Raw genomic sequence first — 20,016 nt, forward strand, 5'->3', positions numbered from 1 at the left:
TATGAAGCAGCAAGGAAAGGATTTAGGCCTGTGTTTGTGCCGCGTTTGTAGGCAACTCAATAGCAGTGAGGATAGCCACTGTAGTCGTTGTGAATCAGAATTACAGGTCCGCGATTACAACAGCTTACAAAAAAGTTGGGCGCTGCTTATTACTGCCGCCATTTTATTGGTTCCAGCCAACCTCTATCCCATTACGGTGCTCACCAATCAGGGAAAGGTGCGTCACGATACGATCTTTTCCGGAATTGTTCATTTAGTCCAATCGGACATGTTACCCATCGCCATTATTGTGTTTATTGCCAGTATTTTAGTGCCTTGGGTAAAGATTATCGGCTTAGCCACTTATCTGTGTGCTATCAGTTTCAACCTGCCAATTTCAAAGCAAAAACTTATGGTGGGATTTCATGTTATTGAGTGGATTGGCCGCTGGTCGATGCTCGATTTATTTGTGATCTCGCTGACCGTTGCCCTAGTGAATATGGGGCAATTACTCGATGCAAAGCCTGCACCCGCGGCCACGGCATTTGCATTGGTGATTTTACTGACGCAACTTGCCGCAAAAGTTTTAGACACTCGTTTACTCTGGGATCGACTGGAACCTCAAGATGACACAAATTGAATCGCCAAAAGTTGTGAAGAAAAAGCTCTTTTCGCCGATTTGGCTGCTCCCGATTGTGGCGCTCGCGCTTGGCGCATGGCTGGGTATTAAGAGCATCAAAGAATCGGGCATTGAAATTCAAATCCACTTCCCCAGTGCCACTGGGATCGACGTGGGCAAAACCTTAGTCAAATACCAAGGCTTAACCGTTGGTAAGGTAAAAGATATCGGTATTGATGATGATCTTAAAGGCGTTAACGTGAAGGTGATGATGGACTATCGCGCTAAGCCTTTCTTAAATAAAGAAACCCTCTTCTGGTTAGTTACCCCAAAGGCCAGCATCACAGGCGTTGAAGGTCTGGATGCGCTGTTTTCAGGCAACTATATTGCAATCCAACCAGGCAAAGGCAATGCCGCCACTTTGTTTGAGGCAGAACGCCAACCGCCACCAATGCAAATTGGCTCGGAAGGGGTAATGATTGAACTGACGGCCGATAAACTCGGCTCATTAGATGTGGGCTCGCCAGTGTTCTTCCGTCAAATCCCTGTGGGCAGCGTGGTCAGCTATCGTTTAGACGGCAACGCTAGAGTGATTATCAGCGCCTTTATCCAAGAGCAATATGCACGTTTAGTGAAGAAAAACTCTCACTTTTGGAATGTGTCAGGCGTTAAAGTCGATGCTAGTTTAGCGGGCATTAAAGTCAACACTGAGAGCCTTGCTTCTATCCTTGCGGGTGGCGTGAGTTTCAGTTCCGATGAAAAAGCGCCTGCGGCACAAAATGGCGACAGTTTTGCTCTCTATGATTCCGAAACCAGCGCCCTTGGCGGGATTGAAGTCAGTCTGACCATGAGTGATGGCAATGCTATTGATAAAGGCACTCGTATTGTATATCGCGGCATCACCATTGGTGCAGTTCAAAGCAAGCAACTCACCGCTGCAGGTGTGACTGCGGTGGCAAAATTTGAGCCTGAATACGCTAACCTTTTAACTCGGGACGGCCAGTTTTGGCTTGAGGGCGCCGATATTTCGCTCTCTGGGATCAAAAACCCCGAGCGTTTACTCACAGGAAGCGTGATTAACTTTTTACCCGGCACCCATGCTAATTCGGCACTGCCAAGTAGTTTTGCCTTGCAATCCTCAGCTCCTGATGTGCTACAAGCGAAAAAACTTAAGGCAACAATAACCTCGCCCGAAAACATGGGCTTAACCGCTGGCGCCGAAGTGCGTTACAAGCAATTACCTATCGGTCAGGTGCTCGAGGTGAAATTAACCAAAGATCTGTCGGCCGTTGAATATCTACTCGAGCTGCAACCTGAATTTGCCAGCTTAATCCGCAGTGATAGCTATTTTGTTCCCGAATCAGCGTTGAGCGTCGATGCGTCTCTTGATGGTGTATCGGTCAAAGCACGCGATCTAGCGACATTAACTAAAGGCGCGGTGAGTCTGATCCCTGGTACCAGTAATACCTCGCTGGCGGCAAATGCGCGTTTGCCACTCTTTAGCTCAATGGATGAAGCTAAGCAATTCTTTGTCCGTCAACAGCGTTTATACTTTACTCTCATCAGTGCTGATGGCGCCGATGTTAGTCAAGGATCTCCGATTTACTATAAAAAAATGCAAATTGGTAGCGTGGAGTCGGTCAACTGGCAGGGTAAAACCGAAGACTTTGCGATTAAGATCGCTATTGATAAGCAGTTCCAACCCTTAGTGCAAAAACCTAAAGTCTTTTGGCGTAACAGTGCCGTGGATGTCAGCGCCAGTCTTGCGGGTATTGATGTCGCCGTTGCTCCACTACAAGGCGCGTTAAAGGGCAGCATCAGCTTAGGTTTATTGGACAGTTCAACGACTGAGCCTAATGCGGCACTTAAACTATACGAAAGTAAACAGCTCGCCTTAGCGCAGGCTCAAGCCATCAAACTCACCTTACCCGCCTCGGCAAAATTGGCTGCAAAAGCCGCCATTCGTTACCAAGGTCATCAGGTGGGTGAAGTGACGCAAGTTAAGCTCAATACCGATTTAACTACCCTTACAGCCACCGCCTATCTCTATGGTGACTATGCCGAGCATTTCAGCCGCAGTGATACTGAGTATCATATGGTCGAGGCGCAAATCTCCTTAGCAGGCATTAAAGCCCCTGAAACCTTAATCACCGGGCCTTATATTGGCGTGTTACCGGGTAAGAGCACGCAAAAAGCCACCCACTTCCAAGCCAAACTGGTTGAGAGTAGCTATGCTAACGTGGCCGAAGATGCGCTTAAATTTACCTTAGAAGATAGTAACCTTGGCTCGATGAAAGTTGGCACGCCTATTTTCTTCCGTGGCATTAAAATCGGGCAAATCGATGGTTATAGCCTATCGTCTCCAGGCAACAGTGTACTGATGCAAGCGCACATTGAGCCCCAGTACAGTCACTTAGTGAATCAGAGCAGCCAGTTCTGGGACGCCTCAGGTATCAAGGTCGATGTAGGTATTTTCTCTGGTGCGCAAATTGAAGCCGGTTCGCTCGAAACCCTATTAGCGGGCGGCATTAATGTTGCAACTAAAGAAACAACTCAAGAGAGTAACCGCCTCAGCGAAGGCGCAGTGATTAAACTGCAGCATAAAGCCGAGCGTGAATGGCAAGAATGGGCTCCGGCGCAATAGCCTCCCATGCAATAAATAATCGCGCTATTGATGTAAGCTGAAACGCTAAAGTATTTAAACGCGACATTAACATCAGGCGCATTTGGTCAGTTCCAATGCGCCTGATTTTTATCATATAACGCTGCTTATCCATAGAACCAATAACAGACAGCAATAGCCGCACTGATCCCTGCAAAATCCGCCGTTAGACCACAGGCGAGCGCATGGCGCCCATGACGAATACCCACTGAACCAAAGTAAACCGCCAGCACATAGAAAGTCGTTTCAGTGCTGCCTTGGAAAATCGCCGCCAATCGACCAGCAAAGGAGTCCACTCCGTGGTGTGCCATGGTTTCGAGCATCATCGCCCGCGCGCCCGAACCACTAAAGGGTTTCATCAACGCTGTAGGCATAGCATCGACGAAGCGAGTATCAAACCCGAAAAGACTCACGCAACTCGCAATCAGTTGCAGCAGGTAATCCAACGCGCCCGATGCCCTAAGTAAACCAATCGCCAGCAGCATGGCTAGAAGATACGGGATTAGTTGGATCGATTGGTTAAACCCCGCTTTGGCACCTTCGATAAACTCATCATAAATAGCTACTTTTCGCACGCCCGCCACCAGCACAAAACTGAAGACTAACAGTAGCAATACCCCGTTGCCCAAGGCGGTCGACACTGTGCCAATCGCGTCTGCCGTTAAGGTCATCAAATAAAAACCACTGGCGACTAATGCCGACAGCAGCACAGCGCCATATCCGAGTACCACGGCATTGAGTAGTGAAAGGCGCTGCACAAAGGCGACAATCAGAAGCCCTGCTAATGTCGAGGCAGAGGTTGCGATGAGTATCGGTAAAAAAATGTCTGCCGGTGCCGCCGCTCCCTGCTGAGCACGGTATAAAAACACCGTGACAGGCACTAAGGTCACCGAGGAGGTATTGAGCACTAAAAATGAATTTGTGCGTTAGTGGCAACGGTTTTGACCGGATTAAGACTCTGCAAATCCTGCATTGCCTTTAAACCTAATGGAGTAGCGGCATTATCCAATCCAAAAATGTTGGCCGTTAAGTTCATCGTCATACTGCCAAATGCGGGGTGTCCGTTAGGCACTTCGGGCATTAAGCGGCGCAGCAGCGGCTCAAATACAAAGGCAATCGCCCCAACAACGCCGGCTTTTTCACCAATTCGCATTAATCCCATCCACAGGGACAACACACCCACTAAGCCTAAGGCGATTTCAGCGGCGAGTTTAGCGCTGGCAAACAAGGCCTCAACCGCGTTGGAAAGCACATCGATATGCCCATTAAAAAGCTGCACAGCCATCGCCAACAGCGATGTGAGGAAAAACACTAACCACACCCGATTTAGCACTCTGCCCCTTCCTTATTGTTATTCAAACTGTTTATTCGTGTCGTTTTGTTTATTTAACGCAAATCTGAACCAACGATAGTAGAGGGATAAAATCCCAGCCCCACTAAGGGATTATGATATACTTGCCGCAGTTGATACACAGCCAAATTCCGTTATGGTTCAATTAAATCAAAATTTTATCAGTACAATTGCCCAAGAATTGCCCGCCCATCTGTCAATGGATGACTTTATTGCGGCCTGTTCAAGACCACTTCGTCGCTCAATTCGCGTCAACACCTTAAAGATCAGCAGCGAAGATTTTAAGCGTTTGATGCAGCCCAAAGGATGGACCTTTGAGCCCATCCCCTGGTGTAAGGATGGTTTTTGGATAAGCTACGATGAAGAAGAGCAGCTCGGCAATGCCCTAGAGCATATTCAGGGCTTATTCTATATCCAAGAAGCCAGCTCCATGCTGCCGCCAATCGCACTATTTACCCCCAATGCAGATTGGCAATGTGTGTTGGACTTAGCAGCTGCACCTGGCTCTAAAACCACGCAAATGGCCGCCTTGATGAATAATCAAGGCTTATTGGTTGCCAATGAATATTCTGCAAGTCGCGTCAAAGTACTCCATGCTAATGTGCTGCGCATGGGCGCGAGTCACTGCGCCCTAACCCACTTCGATGGCCGAGTATTTGGTGAGTATCTGTATGAAAGTTTTGATGCGGTATTAATTGATGCGCCTTGTGGCGGTGAAGGCACGGTCCGTAAAGATGCGGACGCGTTAAAATCTTGGTCGCTCGATGAGGTTCTTGCAATTAGCGAAACCCAAAAAGCCTTAATCGAATCCGCATTTTTGGCCTTAAAACCGGGTGGCAGTTTGGTTTATTCAACCTGCACCCTTAATCGGCACGAAAACCAAGGTGTATGTGAATATTTGCAGCAAACCTATGGCAATGCAGTGCAATTTGAGTCCTTAAGCCAATTATTTGATGGTGCTGACAAAGCCACTACGCCAGAAGGCTTTTTGCACGTTTGGCCACAGATTTACGACAGCGAAGGCTTTTTTGTCGCGAAGTTGACTAAAACCCGTTCGGTACCACGCCTACAGCCTGAGCCGAAATTGCAAAAGAATTTCCCCTTTACGGAGGCGAGTGCCAAACAAGCCAAAGCCATTCAAGCCTATTTTACCGATGATCTGGGTATCGAACTGCCCGATGATCTCATTATGGTGCGCGACGATGAGTTTTGGCTATTTCCCCATGAATTTAAAGACTTTATTGGTAAAATGCGCTTTCAGCGGATTGGGGTTAAGCTTGCCGATCACAGTAAACATGGCTTTAAAGTGCGCCATGAGGCGATTATTGCTCTAGCGGGTAAAGCGCTTAAAGCGGGGGCAAAAAACGGCGCTAAAGTCGTAGAAGTGAGCGATGAGCAGGCAAAAGAGTATTTGATGGGACGAGATATTCCCCTCGATACGGCCAGCAAAGCTCAGGGCGAAGTGATTGTCTGTTATGGCGGCGCGCCTTTAGGCATGGCGAAACATTTAGGTAATAAATTAAAAAACAACCTGCCCAGAGACTTAGTGAAAGATAAAGTATTATTGCTACCACCGCAGGCATAATGGTTATAAATAGGTGATTTTTTAGCGAGAAATAACCTAAAAAACGGGGCAGAGAAAGTGTTACTCATACTAAACTCAACTACACTGAGTCTATTGTAAAGTGCTCTGTATGGCACTTTCGTTTGTAGCGCACGGCTCTTCAACGAGCCATTCCCCTAGGCCCAAACAGCTAGAATCGTTTTGGGCCTTTTTTTATGGGCTTGCGTTTTAACGAATATGAGCAAAATTGTGCTCACAAGAGAGGGGCAAACCTAAATCAACGCCCAATCAAGCGCGCCGCATCCTTAAACAAGTTAAAGAAGTTCTCACTGGTATACTGCGCAAGATCTTCGTAACGCTCTCCGCGCAGCTCTGCCACAAACTCGGCCACATCACGCACATAGGCGGGTTGATTTTCCTGTCCACGGTGTGGAATAGGCGCAAGATAAGGCGAATCGGTTTCCACCAATAAACGCTCTTTCGGCACTTTGCGGATCACGGTTCTTAACTCACCGGCATTTTTAAAGGTCACAATGCCTGAAACGGAAATATAAAAACCTAAGTCAATCGCCGCCTTGGCCATTTCCCAGTTTTCCGTAAAGCAATGTAACACGCCACCGACTTTATCAGCCTGCCCCGCTTTTAGCATGTTGATGGTGTCTTCACGGGCATCACGGGTATGCACAATCAGCGGCTTATCAACTTCAACCGCCAAGGCAATTTGTTGCTCAAAACATTGCTGTTGCAGGGCTTTAGTTTCATCGGCATAAAAATAATCTAACCCAGTTTCACCAATGGCCACCACTTTGGGGTCCATTGCAAAACGGCGAATTTGCTCCACATCGAGGCCGTCTTTCACATCCAGCGGATGCACGCCCGAAGATAAAAACACCTGCTCGAAACCCGCAACCTTGTCGCGCATCGACTCAAATCCCTGCTGGCGCACATTGACACAGAGCATATAGTCGACACCGCGCGCCTTAGCGTTGGCGAGGATGAGTTCTAAGGTGGGTTGATCGGGAGCCGCTTTCAGGCGATCGAGATGGCAATGTGAATCGATAAGCACAGCAATGTCCAAGCAGATAAACAAAAAGGAGCACAAGGATACTCAGCGATGGGATCGAGGTCAAATTTCGCTAAGGCTTCACTCAGCACTTAATACTCAGTGTCGACCCTAGCTGACCACTCTATGCATTACATCGTGCAGGTTAAGTCACCAGAGGCGAGTTCACGGGATAACAATTTTTCAATATGGTGTTTATGGCTGTCGGGCTCTGAGACTATCTTGATACCAATCCCAGCAGGACGTCCACCCGATGCTCCCAAAGGATTGATCCACACAACGACGCCACGAAATTCGTTTGAGGTGGTCGCGCCGGGTAAACGATAGGCGATGGTTAAGGTCTCACCGAGGTAATGGGTTTCCCCGGTGGCGACAAACAGCCCTGCCGGTTTGATAAACGGCATATAGGCGCGGTAAAGCTGATGTAAGGTATCAAAATTGACGACAAGATCGACCATGGCATGTTACTTATTTGTTATTTCTTTATATTCTAAGACATAACTTTGACACAAGCCTAAATAATTGACACTCGGCATTGCACTTAAGCTATGACACATTCCCATGATTTTCGCCGCCAAGTTCCCTATTTGCGCTTGCACAAACGCATCTTGGTCGCCGTACTTCAATAAAACTTGTCTCAGGAGTAAGTATAAAACCTTAAGAGCATCAATGATTTGTTGTTCACTTATCGTTAACAAACTAGCACACAGATGGCCCGACGACAAACTTTGCGCCCAATCTTTGCGAAACCTTAACAAGGCTTGATAACGACTGGGTTGCGTACCGTCAGATTGCAAACTTTCGGCCAACTTTAATGGGCCACCGACCACACTCAAGCACCAAGTCACATCCTCTTGGATCTGGCATTGCTGAATTAACCAGTTTTTGATCAACATTTTAGACGGCGTCACAAAGGGAAGCCGCTGACAACGACTACTGATCGTGGCCATTAAACGTGCGGGTGTGTCGGAATGTAATAGTAGTAAGGTGTCTTTACCCGGCTCTTCGAGCGTCTTGAGTAGCGCATTGGCAGAGGCTGAGTTTAAACGCTCGCTATGGTGGATAATGGCTACACGGCGGCCACTTTGCTGGGCAGTCGCACTTAAGCGGCTACAAAGCTCACGAATTTGATCGACTTTGATTTGATGGCCATCGGCCTCGATTTGATAAAAATCAGGATGATTACCCGCATCAAATAACTGGCAGGACTTACAAAAACCGCACCCGCCCGCGGGAGTGGGTTGTGAACACATGGCGGCGCGCGCCATAAACACACTCAAAAGTTCACCGCCATAGGCAGAATCGATACCCACGAGTTGCGCGTGAGGGACTTTTTGAGTTTGCAACTGGGTTAAAAACGCCTGCCTTGGCGCATCGAGCCAAGGCAGGGTTAATACATCAAAACCGCTTTGCACTACCATGCCATCGCCTGTAACACGGCCAGAATATCTTTATGCACTTCGGCCATGGTTTGGCTGGCGTCGATAACGACAATCCGCTCATCTTCGCTGGCAAGCTTGAGGTAAGTTGCGCGCGCCCGTTCAAAAAAGTCGATGGCTTGCTGCTCAATTCTATCAAGTTCGCCCCGCTTTGCTGCACGTTGCAGCCCAAGCTTAGGGTCAAGATCAAGATAGAGGGTTAAATCGGGTTTAAACCCTTTGAGCGTTGCGTTACTTACGGCTTCGACTAAAGGCATTAAGCCACGTCCGCCGCCTTGGTACGCTAAAGATGACAGATTGTGCCGATCCCCTAACACCCATTTGCCTTCAGCCAGCGCGGGTTTGATCACATTGGCGACGAGCTGAGCTCTGGCGGCATAAATCAATAAACATTCAGACTCATCACATAAAGGATCGTTTGGGTCGGCAATTTTCACTAAATCACGAATGCGCTCGGCCAGCGGCGTGCCGCCTGGCTCGCGGGTGCAAACAGGCGCGAGCCCGGTGTGCTTTTCAATAAAATCGCGAATAAGGGCAATCGCACTCGATTTACCGGCGCCTTCCAGTCCTTCAACAACGATGAATTTGGCGGATGCTTGGGTCATTTTTTCTTTCTCTGATAAATATCGACGGCGCGGTTATGTTCTTCCAAAGTGGTCGAGAATACATGGGTACCATCGTTACGCGACACAAAATACAAATAACTGACCTTGGCTGGTTTCGACACTGCCTGTAATGAGGCCTTGCTCGGTGCCGCAATCGGTGTTGGCGGTAAGCCGAAAATCCGATAGGTATTAAACGGTGTCTCTTCGACTAAATCTTTACGGGTGATATTGCCTTTAAATCTGTCTCCCATGCCATAAATCACCGTGGGGTCGGTTTGCAGCTTCATGCCTAGATTCAGTCGATTAATAAAGACGCCGGCGATTTGATCACGCTCAAAGGCTTGACCAGTTTCTTTTTCGACAATCGATGCCAAGATCAGCATTTGGTAAGGTGATTTAAGCGGTAAATCGGGCACACGCTCTGCCCACGCTTTGGCGAGTTCTTGCTCCATCATTTTGTAACTTTGAATCAGCAGTACCTTGGCATCACTGTCAGCAGTGTAATGGTAAGTATCGGGGAAGAATTTACCTTCGGGCAATGCCGAATCGTCCCCCTGCTCCATTAATACGGCACTAAAAACCTCTGGGGTCAGTTGTAAATGGGGCGCACTTGCCAGTTGTTGTTCCCACTCGGCAATGGTTTTGCCTTCGACTAAGGTCAGGCTAAAGGTTTTCACCTTGCCATTGACTAAGTCGTTAAGTAAGTCGGCAAGCGTCTGCGAGGGTGACATTTCGTACAGACCAGTGCGGATCTTCGCCAGCTCTGGGTGCAATCTAAGTAACCATTTGAGTTTCCATTTGTCTTGGATAACGCCATCGGTTTCTAACTGCTGCGCCAACTGGTGCACACTCGTACCACGGGCAATGGTTAATTCTTTGGCTTCAGTTAACGCTAATGGCGTTTGGCTGTAATCAATAATCGTACGGTAACCCCAATAACCCGCCAAACAAGCTAAGGTCAGCAAGGCCAATAAGGTAGAGCTTGCGATCAGAATGAGTTTTTTCATAGTGAGAGTGAAAGTGTGTGTCTAAGATCGGCAGTCAAAGGAGAAGGCTTGAAACTGTGCGAATCGATCGCCAGTACATCCACCACGCCTAAGATGCTGTTAGTGATAAATGCCGAGTCAAACTCCACTAAACGCTCGGCGCCAAAGGGCAAACAATCAATATTCATCTGCTGTGCTAGTAAGGCTAACATCACTTGCTCGCGCATGACACCCGCAACGCCGCAGCGTGCCAAAGATGGGGTAATCACTCGATGGCCTTTAACAAAAAAGATATTCGCCATCGAAGATTCTATCACCTGCCCAGTACAATCCAGCACTAACCAATCATCAAAACCCTGTGATAAGGGCTGGGATTTGATTAACACTTGCTCGAGGCGATTAAGGTGTTTTATCCCCGCCAATAAGGGTTGATGACCTAATTGGACTGCGGAGGTTTTAAGACGAATACCCTGTTGTTGCCACGCAGCATAATGGTCAGGAATGGGATGAACAGAAACGATCTCCGTAACGTTTACCCGCTCAGGTGGGGCATAGCCTCTGCCTCCAACACCGCGTGTGATCATCAATTTAATACAGTGATGCGGGTACTGTGCAGCAAGTGTATTGAGCTGCTCGGCAAGGGCTGAACTCATTTGCCAGTCAAACCCAAGTCTTGCAGCGCCAGCCGTAAGACGGGCTTGATGCTGCTCAAAAAACAAAATACCACACTCGCTACTTCGCATCGTAGCAAAGAGGCCATCACCATAAGCAAGTCCCCTGTCCATAGGAGCAATGCTTGCCTGTGAAACCCCATTAACCCAAATCAAGGGTATTAGTCCTGACTGATACGGCTAGCAACCGCATCCTGTTGATCTTTATACTTGGCATTTTTGCGCTTGTTATACGGACGCGCCACTGGGCCACTTAAACGTTCAAAGTTTAACGCACCAATGGTCATCCGTGGGCGCAGCGCTAAAGGCAACTTACCGCTGTTGTAAAACTCGAGCACGATTTTACCCTGCCAACCCGGATCAATCCGGTGCGCAGTGACGTGCACCATCAAGCCTAAACGCGCCAGAGAGGAGCGGCCATCGAGCCAACCGACGATATCGGCAGGCAGTGTCACACTCTCATAGGTCACGGCGAGCGCCAATTCACCGGGATGCAGGAAGAAGGCTTCGCCGTCGGGGATTTCGATGATTTCGCTCATCACCCGATCGAGCGCCGCCTGCACTTCAATACTCGGACCACTGAGGTCGATAAAAGGCGCAGTATGATCCTTAAAGACGCGAAATTGCCCACCTAAGCGCACATCCACACTGACGCCAGAAATCGCATCTATGCTTGGGCGAGGTTCTATAACGATAGTGCCGTTATCAAGGGCCTGTTCAATTTCGATATCGGTTAAGCGCATCTTGCCTTTTACTCCCTGAGTTTTAGTCGTTATTTTGCCAGTAAATGTTGAATACGAGTCTTCAAAATATCGGTCGCGATACGGTTTTTACCGCCGCGAGGCACGATAATATCAGCGTATTGTTTAGAAGGTTCAATAAATTGCAGGAACATAGGACGCACTGTCTTCTTGTACTGTGAAATCACTGACTCCATCGTACGGCCACGCTCGGCCACATCGCGGGTTAAACGGCGCAGGAAGCAAATATCTAGCGGCGTATCCATAAACACGCTCGCATCCATCAATTCACGTAATTTAGGGTCTGTTAACAGCAGAATGCCCTCTAAAATGATCACTTTTTTCGGGGTCATTTTAACGGTTTCGGCCATACGCGTATGTTCGGTATAGCTATAGCAAGGGATATCAACAGCTTCGCCAGACTTTAGCAACTGCAAGTGTGTGCATAGCAGCTGATGGTCTAACGCCTTGGGATGGTCGTAGTTAGTTAACACACGCTCATCCATGGATAAATGACTCTGATCGCGGTAGTACGCGTCTTCGTTAATTACCCCAATCTGATCTGTGCCTAAATCGCGGCGAAGTTCGTCAAAAATCGTCTTGGCAATTAAACTCTTGCCCGATGCTGACGCGCCAGCAATTGCAATAATGACACACTGCTGAGAATTCATACCCTTAAACCTTACTCGTCATCTGATACGCTAATAGAAACTGTTTTCTGGCTCTGTTTAAGTGCCAATTCGGCGCCCACTTTACGGGCAATTTCCCGATAAAGTGCCGCCACTTCACTGTCAGGCTCGGCCACAACCGTCGGCGCACCCACATCCATGGCTTCACGGATATTGATGTGCAGCGGTAAGGCGCCTAACAGTGGAACTTGATAACGCTCAGCCATTTTACTGCCACCGTGCGTACCAAAGGGGTGTTCTTTATGGCCACACTCTGGACATAAATGGAAACTCATATTCTCAACAATGCCGAGAACGGGGATATTCACTTTCTGGAACATGGTGATGCCTTTCTTGGCATCGGCGAGAGCGATATCCTGCGGCGTTGTCACAATCACCGCGCCGCTGACTGGCACTTTTTGCGACAGGGTTAATTGAATATCACCCGTGCCCGGTGGCATATCGACGACTAAATAGTCTAGCTCTGGCCACTGGGTTTCATTGAGCAGCTGCGCAAGCGCGCCCGCCGCCATAGGGCCACGCCATACTGCGGCTTCATCACCACTTAACATAAACCCAATCGATTGGGCGGCAATGCCATGGGCACTGGCGGCGCTCATGTGTTTACCATCGAGGGAAACGGGCCTGAAGTTGGGGATCCCAAGCATTAATGGGACGGAAGGACCATAAATATCGGCATCTAAAATACCAACCTGTGCGCCCTCAGCGGCCAGTGCTAAAGCAAGGTTGACCGCCGTGGTTGATTTACCCACACCGCCTTTGCCGGACGCGACAGCAATCACTTGCTTCACATTGGCAATCGGTGCGATAGAAGCAATCGCAGAATACACCTTAGGTTGAAAATCGATTTCACACTCAACCTCATCAATGGCATCCAGCACAGCGAGCTTGTTGGTGAGCGCCATCACGGTATCGCGGTATTGAGTCATACAAGGGTATGGGTAGACTAAGCCAAGCTGCAAACGCTTACCTTCAATCGCCAATTTATTCACGCATCCTGCGCTCACTAAACCCTTCGCTAAATACGGGTCGATATATGCATCGAGAATGGCCAGAACTGGCCCGAGAAGATCGTCACTTAAACGATAATCAGTTTGAGTTGAAGACAAAAGAATTACCCCCACCAATAAATTTGCCCAAGTGTACCAGATAATGACAAAAACATTAGCGCAGATTTAACCCAATCGACTCAGGTTTTGATGAAAATCATCCTGTAATCGGTTAGTATCTCTACCATTATTTTTGGCCCACCACGATATTTGAGACAAGATGGCAACTTCACAACGTAAAATTCTCGTGACCAGCGCACTTCCCTACGCGAACGGACCGATTCATTTAGGTCACATGCTGGAATACATCCAGACGGATATCTGGTCGCGTTATCAAAAACTTCGTGGACATGAGTGCCACTATATTTGTGCCGATGATGCCCACGGCACACCGATTATGCTCAAGGCGCAGCAATTAGGTATGGCGCCTGAAGAAATGATTGCTCAAGTCAACAAAGAGCATCAGCAGGATTTCGCCGATTTTAATATCGCCTTCGATAATTATCACAGCACCCACAGTGACGAAAACCGCGTGCTGGCGAGCGATATTTACTTAAAACTGCGCGCTAATGGCTATATCAAAAGCAAGAGCATTTCTCAGCTATTTGACCCTGAGAAGTCGATGTTCCTGCCAGACCGCTTCGTCAAAGGCACCTGCCCTAAGTGTAAATCGCCCGATCAATACGGCGACAACTGTGATGCCTGCGGCGCAACTTACAGCCCAACTGAGCTTATCAATCCAAAATCAGCGGTATCGGGTGCCACGCCAGTGATGAAAGACACTGAGCACTTCTTCTTCGACTTACCCGCCTTCGAAGACATGCTCAAAGAGTGGACTCGCTCCGGCGCACTGCAAACCGAAATGGCCAATAAACTCGACGAATGGTTCGAACAAGGCCTGCAACAGTGGGATATCACCCGTGATGCACCTTACTTTGGTTTTGAGATCCCAGATGCACCGGGCAAATACTTCTACGTTTGGTTAGATGCGCCTATCGGCTACATGGGCTCATTCAAAAACCTGTGTGACAAACGCCCAGAGCTAAGCTTTGACGAATTTTGGGCGAAGGATTCTAAAGCAGAGGTTTACCATTTTATCGGTAAAGATATCGTTTATTTCCACAGTCTGTTCTGGCCTGCGATGCTCCATGGATCAGGCTATCGCCAGCCAAACAGCGTCTATGCCCACGGTTATGTAACGGTGAACGGCGCTAAGATGTCTAAATCTAAAGGCACCTTTATTAAAGCCCGCACCTATTTAGATCACTTAGATCCTGAATATTTACGCTACTACTACGCGGCCAAACTCAGTAGCCGTATCGACGATTTAGATTTAAATCTGGAAGATTTCGCCCAGCGCGTAAATTCAGATCTAGTCGGTAAGCTAGTGAACTTAGCCTCTCGCACCGCAGGTTTTATCACTAAGCGATTCGATGGCAAGCTCGCAAAAATTGCGGATACCACGCTAACTGAGGCGTTTTTAGCCAAACAAGAACAAATCGCTGAGTTTTATGAGACCCGTGAATACGGTAAAGCGATGCGTGAAATCATGGCACTCGCGGACATCGCCAACGGTTTTGTCGCCGATGCAGCGCCTTGGCAGCTAGTGAAGCAAGATGATCAACAGGAAGCCGCGCACCAAGTGTGTTCAAACGCGCTGAACCTGTTCCGCATTTTGGTGACGTACTTAAAACCTGTGTTACCACGCTTAGCGCAAGACGTTGAAGCCTTCTTCCAACAAACCTTAACGTGGGATGGCTTAGGCCAAGATATGGCGGGCCATGAAATTGCGCCATTTAAAGCCATGATGCAACGTGTTGAGTTAGACAAAGTTGAAGCTATGGTGGCCGACTCTAAGGAAAACTTGCAAGCCACGAGCGAGCCAGAAGCACCAAAAGGGCCATTAGCAACCGATCCCATTAGCGATACCATCAACTATGACGATTTCGCTAAAATCGATCTGCGTATTGCGCGTATCGTTAAAGCCGAGCATGTAGCCGAAGCCGACAAACTGTTAAAACTGCAACTTGATATCGGCGGCGAAACCCGTCAGGTATTTGCAGGCATTAAATCAGCCTATTCGCCTGAGGATCTCGAAGGCAAGCTGACTGTGATGGTTGCCAACCTTGCACCACGTAAGATGCGTTTTGGCATGTCAGAAGGCATGGTCTTGGCAGCAGGCCCTGGTGGCAGCGATTTGTGGATTTTAGAACCCCATGAAGGTGCACAGCCTGGTATGCGGGTGAAGTAATCGACACTACGCACCCGTCAAGTTACAGGTAAGTAGACATAAGGCCGCATTTAATGCGGCCTTATTTATTAAACACACATTCCTTTACGCTTTATCAGGGAACGTAAGTTGATGTGGCCTCGACAAGTGACTGACAGTGCGACACTATCGCGGCTATGGCTAAGCCGCACTGATTCAGCGACAACGCACTATGGAATTTTCGAGGAGAAGTTATGGGCAATATCATTGAGCAGCTGTTGTTTTCTGCTTCAATAACCGGTCCCATCTGTTTAATGTTAGCCTTAGGCGTGATGCTTAAACGCACCCAAGTCATTGATGAACACTTTATTGATGTCGCTTCTAAACTGGTTTTTAATGTCACCCTGCCGGCGCTGTTGTTTCTCAGCATCATCAGCTCGCATCACGATCTTGCCGCCAGTGCGCCATTAATCGGTTATGGCTTACTCGCCAACTTACTGTTTTTTATCCTCTCAACCTACACGACAAAACGATTTTTCCCCGAGCCGAAGGATCAAGGCGTCATCATTCAAGGGGGATTTAGGGCCAATACCGCCATTATCGGCTTAGCCTATGTCTCTAATGCCTATGGCGAATCAGGCGTTGCTTTAGCGGCCGTTTATGTGGCGTCCATGACGCTGCTCTACAATATTCAAGCCGTGATTTGCTTGAGTCCTAAGGGTGAGGAATCAAGCCGCCGCGCTTTTGCGGTGATCATTAAAACCATCACCAAAAATCCGCTGATCATTGCCATTATACTCGGCATGTTGTTTTATCTGCTGGCGATCCCCTTACCGAAAATGGTCCTCGATGCTGGGCAATACTTTGCCAATATGACACTCCCATTAGCACTGCTGTGTACAGGCGGTTCATTGGATATTGGCTCGCTCAGACATGAAAAGTATGCCACTTGGTTCTCAACCGCCTTAAAACTTATCTTTGCGCCACTGTTCATCACCCTAGGCGCCTTGATACTTGGCTATCGCGAAGTTGAACTTGCCTTAGTGTTTTTGATGAGCGCCGCGCCCACGGCAGCCGCAAGTTATGTGATGGCGCGGGCCATGGGAGGAAATGCCACGCTTGCGGCCAATATTATCGCCTTAACCACCGTTTGCTCGCTGCTCACCTGCACCTTAGGCATTTTTATCCTGTCGACCCTAGGGCTTATTTAAACTTAGGACTGATTTGAACTTAAGGTTGATTTACATAAGACAAAGGCGAGCATGGCTCGCCTTTCATTTACAAGATGTCGATAAAGCAAGATTGTTAAACAGGGTTAGCGATATCTACAAAATGGTGTACCAAATTAAATTCGCGAGCGAGATGACGCCCCAGCGCCTCAATGCCAAAACGCTCGGTCGCATGGTGACCCGCCGCATAATAGTGAATTCCCTGCTCCACTGCGCTATGGAAAGTACGCTCTGACACTTCGCCACTGATAAACGCATCCACACCAAGACTCGCGGCAACATCGATATAATCCTGCGCACCGCCCGTACACCAAGCTAAATATTGGATTTCATCCGAACTCTCGCCAATATGCAGCGGCGCTCTGCCAAGTACTTCGTCTAAGGTCGCGGCAAATTCACTGGCACTGACGGGCAAATCGAGCTTTCCACGCCACACTAATCCCTGTGCCACATCTTCTACTGCTTCAGCATCGATGATCCCCAGTTTGCGGCCTAAGACCGCATTATTACCTAACATTGGATGGGCATCTAAGGGCAAGTGATAACCAAACAGATTGATATCGTGGGCGAGTAAGGCTTTGATTCGGCGCTGCTTCATGCCTGTGATCACCTCAGGCTCACTCTTCCAGAAAAAACCATGGTGAACCAAAATCGCATCGGCTTTGAGGCGAATCGCTTCATCGATTAACGCTTGGCAAGCAGTCACACCTGTCACTATGGTGCGGATATCTGCTTTACCTTCAACCTGCAAACCATTGGGGGCGTAATCTTTAAAGGCCGATATCCGCAAAAAATCGGCTAAATATTGGGTTAGTTCTGTCCTTGTCATTCCATCACCGTTTAACGTTCTTTATTAATGTTTGGCAGTTAGGCTTAATTTCCTCGCGTTAGGTGCATGGCTTAGTTACATGGCTAAATCAACGCGAACCCCACCTTGCAGGTACACCACACGTACCCTATCCCCCGCATTGAACACCATGCCAGGATCATAATCTTGGATCACCATGACTTGCGTGCCGTCTTCCTGAGTGATCATCAGCTCCACGAGCTTGAGCGATTGCACCGTTGTGCCACTGCCATAACGATTGCCAACTCCAGCACCAATTAAGGCGCCTAATATTGTCGCAATATCTTGGCCAGAGCCACCACCAAATTGATGGCCGATAACACCACCCGCTAATGCGCCACCGAAAGTTTTCCAACCTTGGTTTCGGTCTTCAATTAATTGGGTTTCGGTGATATTACGTACTGAGTTGATATCACCATAGAGGACTTTCTCGACCGGCACCGCCTGATTACGATCGTAACCTGCTTGCACCGGAGAAATCACTAAAGCACAAATAAACATAAAGCTCGCTAGTGTAGGTTTCCACATATCCGAATTTCCGCTAACTTAGTATAAGGGTCTATTACTGAATCATACGCAATTGTGAACTCACTGTCTTTTCTGAATCACGAATTTGAAGCTTTTCCTTCACCCGAACTCGCCCTCACCGATCCAAACGGCTTATTGGCGATAGGTGGTGACCTACGCCCAGAGCGTTTGTTGACCGCCTATTATCACGGCATTTTCCCTTGGTTTAACGCCGAGGATCCTATTTTATGGTGGTCACCCGATCCCCGCGCCATTTTTATTCCAGGCCAAGTGAATATCAGCACCAGTTTACGTAAATATTTAAAAAAACAGCCTTGGCGCTATACCATCAATCATGCCTTTACCGATGTGATGGCAGGTTGTGCTCAACCTCGGCGTAAACAAACTGGCACTTGGATAACCCATGAAATCCAAATGGCCTACCGTGAGCTACACCATAATGGCCATGCCCACTCAATCGAAGTTTGGCACGGTGAGCGATTAATCGGTGGGCTTTATGGTCTCGCCATTGGCCAAGTGTTTTGTGGTGAATCCATGTTCCACCGCGAAACCAATGCGTCAAAGGCGGCCATGGCGGTGTTGCAACAACATTTAATCAAAATGAATTTTAAACTTATTGATGCACAGGTAATGAATCCCCACCTTGAGAGCTTAGGGGCAAAACCCGTTAAACGCGCGAACTTTATACAACTCTTAACCCAGTTTAGGGATAACACGGTTAATCCTGCAGCTTGGATACCAAGTGAGGTCACACTTGAACTCTAACGCGAGTAACACCCCAATCGCCATTGGGATCAGCCAAATTTTCCCCTGCAGTTACCTCGATGGTCAGCAGGAGCAACTGTTAGTCATTCAGGAGGAAACCCTCGACCCAATACTATTTGAGCGGCTACTCGCCATAGGTTTTCGCCGCAGTGGCAGCGCCATTTATAAACCCCGTTGCCCCCGTTGCAGTGCCTGTCAGCCAATTCGGTTACCAATTAAAGAATTTACACCGTCTAAACGGCAAAAGCGCACCCTAGCCCATAACCGTGATTTAACTTGGCGCATCACCTCAGAACATACCGAGGCTCAATATGCCCTGTATGAAAAATACATCCGTGAGCGCCACTTCGATGGCCCAATGTTTCCGCCAAGCAAAACCCAATATGAACAATTTTTATTCTGTCATTGGCTGCCCCCCACGTTTATTGAAGTCTATGATGGCAATAGACTTGTGGCTGTAGCAGTGACAGACACTCTGCCCAATAGTTTGTCAGCCATTTACAGCTATTTTGACCCCGATGAAGAACGCCGCTCCCTTGGCGTATTATTGATCTTACTCCAGTGCAGATTGGCTAAAATGCAGGGTAAAGATTTTCTTTATCTGGGGTATCAAATTGATGCAAATCGGAAAATGTCCTACAAACGCTTATACCGCCCTTATCAGATTTTAACCCCCCAAGGCTGGGAGTATTCCCAAGTTTGCTAGGCACATCCCCTTTACAGCAAGGTGAATTTGCGGCATGATACGCCCGTTTTTTATATTCGAAGGCTAATGGGATAAATAATTAATGGCGAAAGAAGATAACATTGAAATGCAAGGCACTATCCTTGAAACCTTGCCAAACACAATGTTTCGCGTAGAGCTTGAAAATGGTCATGTGGTGATAGCCCACATTTCAGGCAAAATGCGCAAAAACTACATCCGGATCCTGACTGGTGACAAAGTAACAGTTCAGTTGACCCCTTATGATCTGACCAAAGGTCGTATTGTCTTCCGCGCACGCTAATATTCCCCTTTAGT

The 20,016-nt window shown here is 48.1% G+C and carries 19 protein-coding genes and 1 pseudogene; 8 read left to right on the forward strand and 12 right to left on the reverse strand.

Going from position 1 to position 20,016, the window contains the following annotated elements:
• Position 1 precedes the first annotated feature (1 nt).
• Both SHEWPOL2_RS04470 and SHEWPOL2_RS04475 read left to right on the forward strand, forming a co-directional pair.
• Positions 2–619, forward strand: a complete 618-nt coding sequence (locus SHEWPOL2_RS04470; RefSeq protein ID WP_037419279.1) for a paraquat-inducible protein A — start codon at positions 2–4, stop codon at positions 617–619.
• Positions 606–3,242 carry an MlaD family protein gene (locus tag SHEWPOL2_RS04475; RefSeq protein ID WP_037426477.1) on the forward strand — a complete coding sequence of 879 codons (2,637 nt, stop codon included), beginning with the start codon at positions 606–608 and terminating at the stop codon, positions 3,240–3,242. The genes SHEWPOL2_RS04470 and SHEWPOL2_RS04475 overlap by 14 nt, the downstream gene beginning before the upstream one ends.
• A gap of 125 nt (positions 3,243–3,367) precedes the next feature.
• Here SHEWPOL2_RS04475 and SHEWPOL2_RS04480 read toward each other — a convergent pair.
• A pseudogene (locus SHEWPOL2_RS04480) lies at positions 3,368–4,593 on the reverse strand (nucleoside recognition domain-containing protein).
• 154 nt (positions 4,594–4,747) lie between these two features.
• Here SHEWPOL2_RS04480 and rsmF point away from each other — a divergent pair.
• Positions 4,748–6,196 carry a 16S rRNA (cytosine(1407)-C(5))-methyltransferase RsmF gene (gene rsmF, locus SHEWPOL2_RS04485; RefSeq protein WP_037426479.1) on the forward strand — a complete coding sequence of 483 codons (1,449 nt, stop codon included), beginning with the start codon at positions 4,748–4,750 and terminating at the stop codon, positions 6,194–6,196.
• A gap of 256 nt (positions 6,197–6,452) precedes the next feature.
• Here the strand turns inward: rsmF and SHEWPOL2_RS04490 are convergent, their stop codons facing one another.
• The 9 genes from SHEWPOL2_RS04490 to apbC all read right to left on the reverse strand — a co-directional run bounded on the left by SHEWPOL2_RS04490 (position 6,453) and on the right by apbC (position 13,477).
• The gene (locus SHEWPOL2_RS04490; RefSeq protein ID WP_037426481.1) at positions 6,453–7,241 is read right to left on the reverse strand and encodes a TatD family hydrolase; all 789 of its coding nucleotides are present in this window, start codon (positions 7,239–7,241) and stop codon (positions 6,453–6,455) included.
• A 128-nt stretch (positions 7,242–7,369) separates the two neighbouring features.
• Positions 7,370–7,696 carry a PilZ domain-containing protein gene (locus tag SHEWPOL2_RS04495; protein WP_037419265.1) on the reverse strand — a complete coding sequence of 109 codons (327 nt, stop codon included), beginning with the start codon at positions 7,694–7,696 and terminating at the stop codon, positions 7,370–7,372.
• 6 nt (positions 7,697–7,702) lie between these two features.
• The gene (gene holB / locus SHEWPOL2_RS04500; protein WP_037426483.1) at positions 7,703–8,659 is read right to left on the reverse strand and encodes a DNA polymerase III subunit delta'; all 957 of its coding nucleotides are present in this window, start codon (positions 8,657–8,659) and stop codon (positions 7,703–7,705) included.
• Entirely contained in the window at positions 8,653–9,282 is a 630-nt protein-coding gene (gene tmk / locus SHEWPOL2_RS04505) for a dTMP kinase (RefSeq protein WP_037426486.1), read from the reverse strand. The genes holB and tmk overlap by 7 nt, the downstream gene beginning before the upstream one ends.
• Complete coding sequence (gene mltG, locus SHEWPOL2_RS04510; protein WP_037426489.1) at positions 9,279–10,289, reverse strand: endolytic transglycosylase MltG; 1,011 nt, start codon at positions 10,287–10,289, stop codon at positions 9,279–9,281. Before mltG ends, tmk begins: the two co-directional genes overlap by 4 nt.
• Positions 10,286–11,095: an aminodeoxychorismate lyase gene (gene pabC / locus SHEWPOL2_RS04515; RefSeq protein ID WP_037426492.1), complete on the reverse strand. Its 810-nt coding sequence runs from the start codon at positions 11,093–11,095 to the stop codon at positions 10,286–10,288. The genes mltG and pabC overlap by 4 nt, the downstream gene beginning before the upstream one ends.
• Positions 11,096–11,100: 5 nt before the next feature.
• Complete coding sequence (gene dcd, locus SHEWPOL2_RS04520; protein ID WP_037419254.1) at positions 11,101–11,682, reverse strand: dCTP deaminase; 582 nt, start codon at positions 11,680–11,682, stop codon at positions 11,101–11,103.
• Positions 11,683–11,711: 29 nt separating this feature from the next.
• On the reverse strand, positions 11,712–12,350 hold the full coding sequence (gene udk / locus SHEWPOL2_RS04525) for a uridine kinase (protein ID WP_011072566.1): 639 nt from the start codon (positions 12,348–12,350) through the stop codon (positions 11,712–11,714).
• Positions 12,351–12,361: 11 nt separating this feature from the next.
• Complete coding sequence (gene apbC / locus SHEWPOL2_RS04530; RefSeq protein ID WP_037419322.1) at positions 12,362–13,477, reverse strand: iron-sulfur cluster carrier protein ApbC; 1,116 nt, start codon at positions 13,475–13,477, stop codon at positions 12,362–12,364.
• Between the two features lie 160 nt (positions 13,478–13,637).
• On the opposite strand from apbC, the gene metG reads away from it, so the two are divergent.
• Entirely contained in the window at positions 13,638–15,668 is a 2,031-nt protein-coding gene (metG, locus tag SHEWPOL2_RS04535) for a methionine--tRNA ligase (protein WP_037426495.1), read from the forward strand.
• 212 nt (positions 15,669–15,880) lie between these two features.
• Positions 15,881–16,837: an AEC family transporter gene (locus SHEWPOL2_RS04540; RefSeq protein WP_037426498.1), complete on the forward strand. Its 957-nt coding sequence runs from the start codon at positions 15,881–15,883 to the stop codon at positions 16,835–16,837.
• Positions 16,838–16,931: 94 nt separating this feature from the next.
• Here the strand turns inward: SHEWPOL2_RS04540 and SHEWPOL2_RS04545 are convergent, their stop codons facing one another.
• Both SHEWPOL2_RS04545 and SHEWPOL2_RS04550 read right to left on the reverse strand, forming a co-directional pair.
• A complete protein-coding gene (locus SHEWPOL2_RS04545) occupies positions 16,932–17,684 on the reverse strand; it encodes a Nif3-like dinuclear metal center hexameric protein (protein WP_037426500.1) in 753 nt (250 codons plus the stop codon).
• A 75-nt stretch (positions 17,685–17,759) separates the two neighbouring features.
• Positions 17,760–18,230, reverse strand: coding sequence for a glycine zipper 2TM domain-containing protein (locus SHEWPOL2_RS04550; RefSeq protein ID WP_037419247.1), 471 nt, complete (start codon positions 18,228–18,230; stop codon positions 17,760–17,762).
• 54 nt (positions 18,231–18,284) lie between these two features.
• On the opposite strand from SHEWPOL2_RS04550, the gene aat reads away from it, so the two are divergent.
• The 3 genes from aat (at position 18,285) to infA (ending at position 20,002) form a co-directional block, all read left to right on the forward strand.
• Positions 18,285–18,995, forward strand: coding sequence for a leucyl/phenylalanyl-tRNA--protein transferase (aat, locus tag SHEWPOL2_RS04555; protein ID WP_037426502.1), 711 nt, complete (start codon positions 18,285–18,287; stop codon positions 18,993–18,995).
• On the forward strand, positions 18,985–19,701 hold the full coding sequence (locus tag SHEWPOL2_RS04560; protein ID WP_037426504.1) for an arginyltransferase: 717 nt from the start codon (positions 18,985–18,987) through the stop codon (positions 19,699–19,701). The genes aat and SHEWPOL2_RS04560 overlap by 11 nt, the downstream gene beginning before the upstream one ends.
• A gap of 82 nt (positions 19,702–19,783) precedes the next feature.
• Complete coding sequence (infA, locus tag SHEWPOL2_RS04565) at positions 19,784–20,002, forward strand: translation initiation factor IF-1 (protein ID WP_006081934.1); 219 nt, start codon at positions 19,784–19,786, stop codon at positions 20,000–20,002.
• Positions 20,003–20,016: the final 14 nt, after the last annotated feature.

The sequence above is a fragment of the Shewanella sp. POL2 genome, assembly GCF_000282755.1.
Classification (GTDB): domain Bacteria; phylum Pseudomonadota; class Gammaproteobacteria; order Enterobacterales; family Shewanellaceae; genus Shewanella; species Shewanella xiamenensis.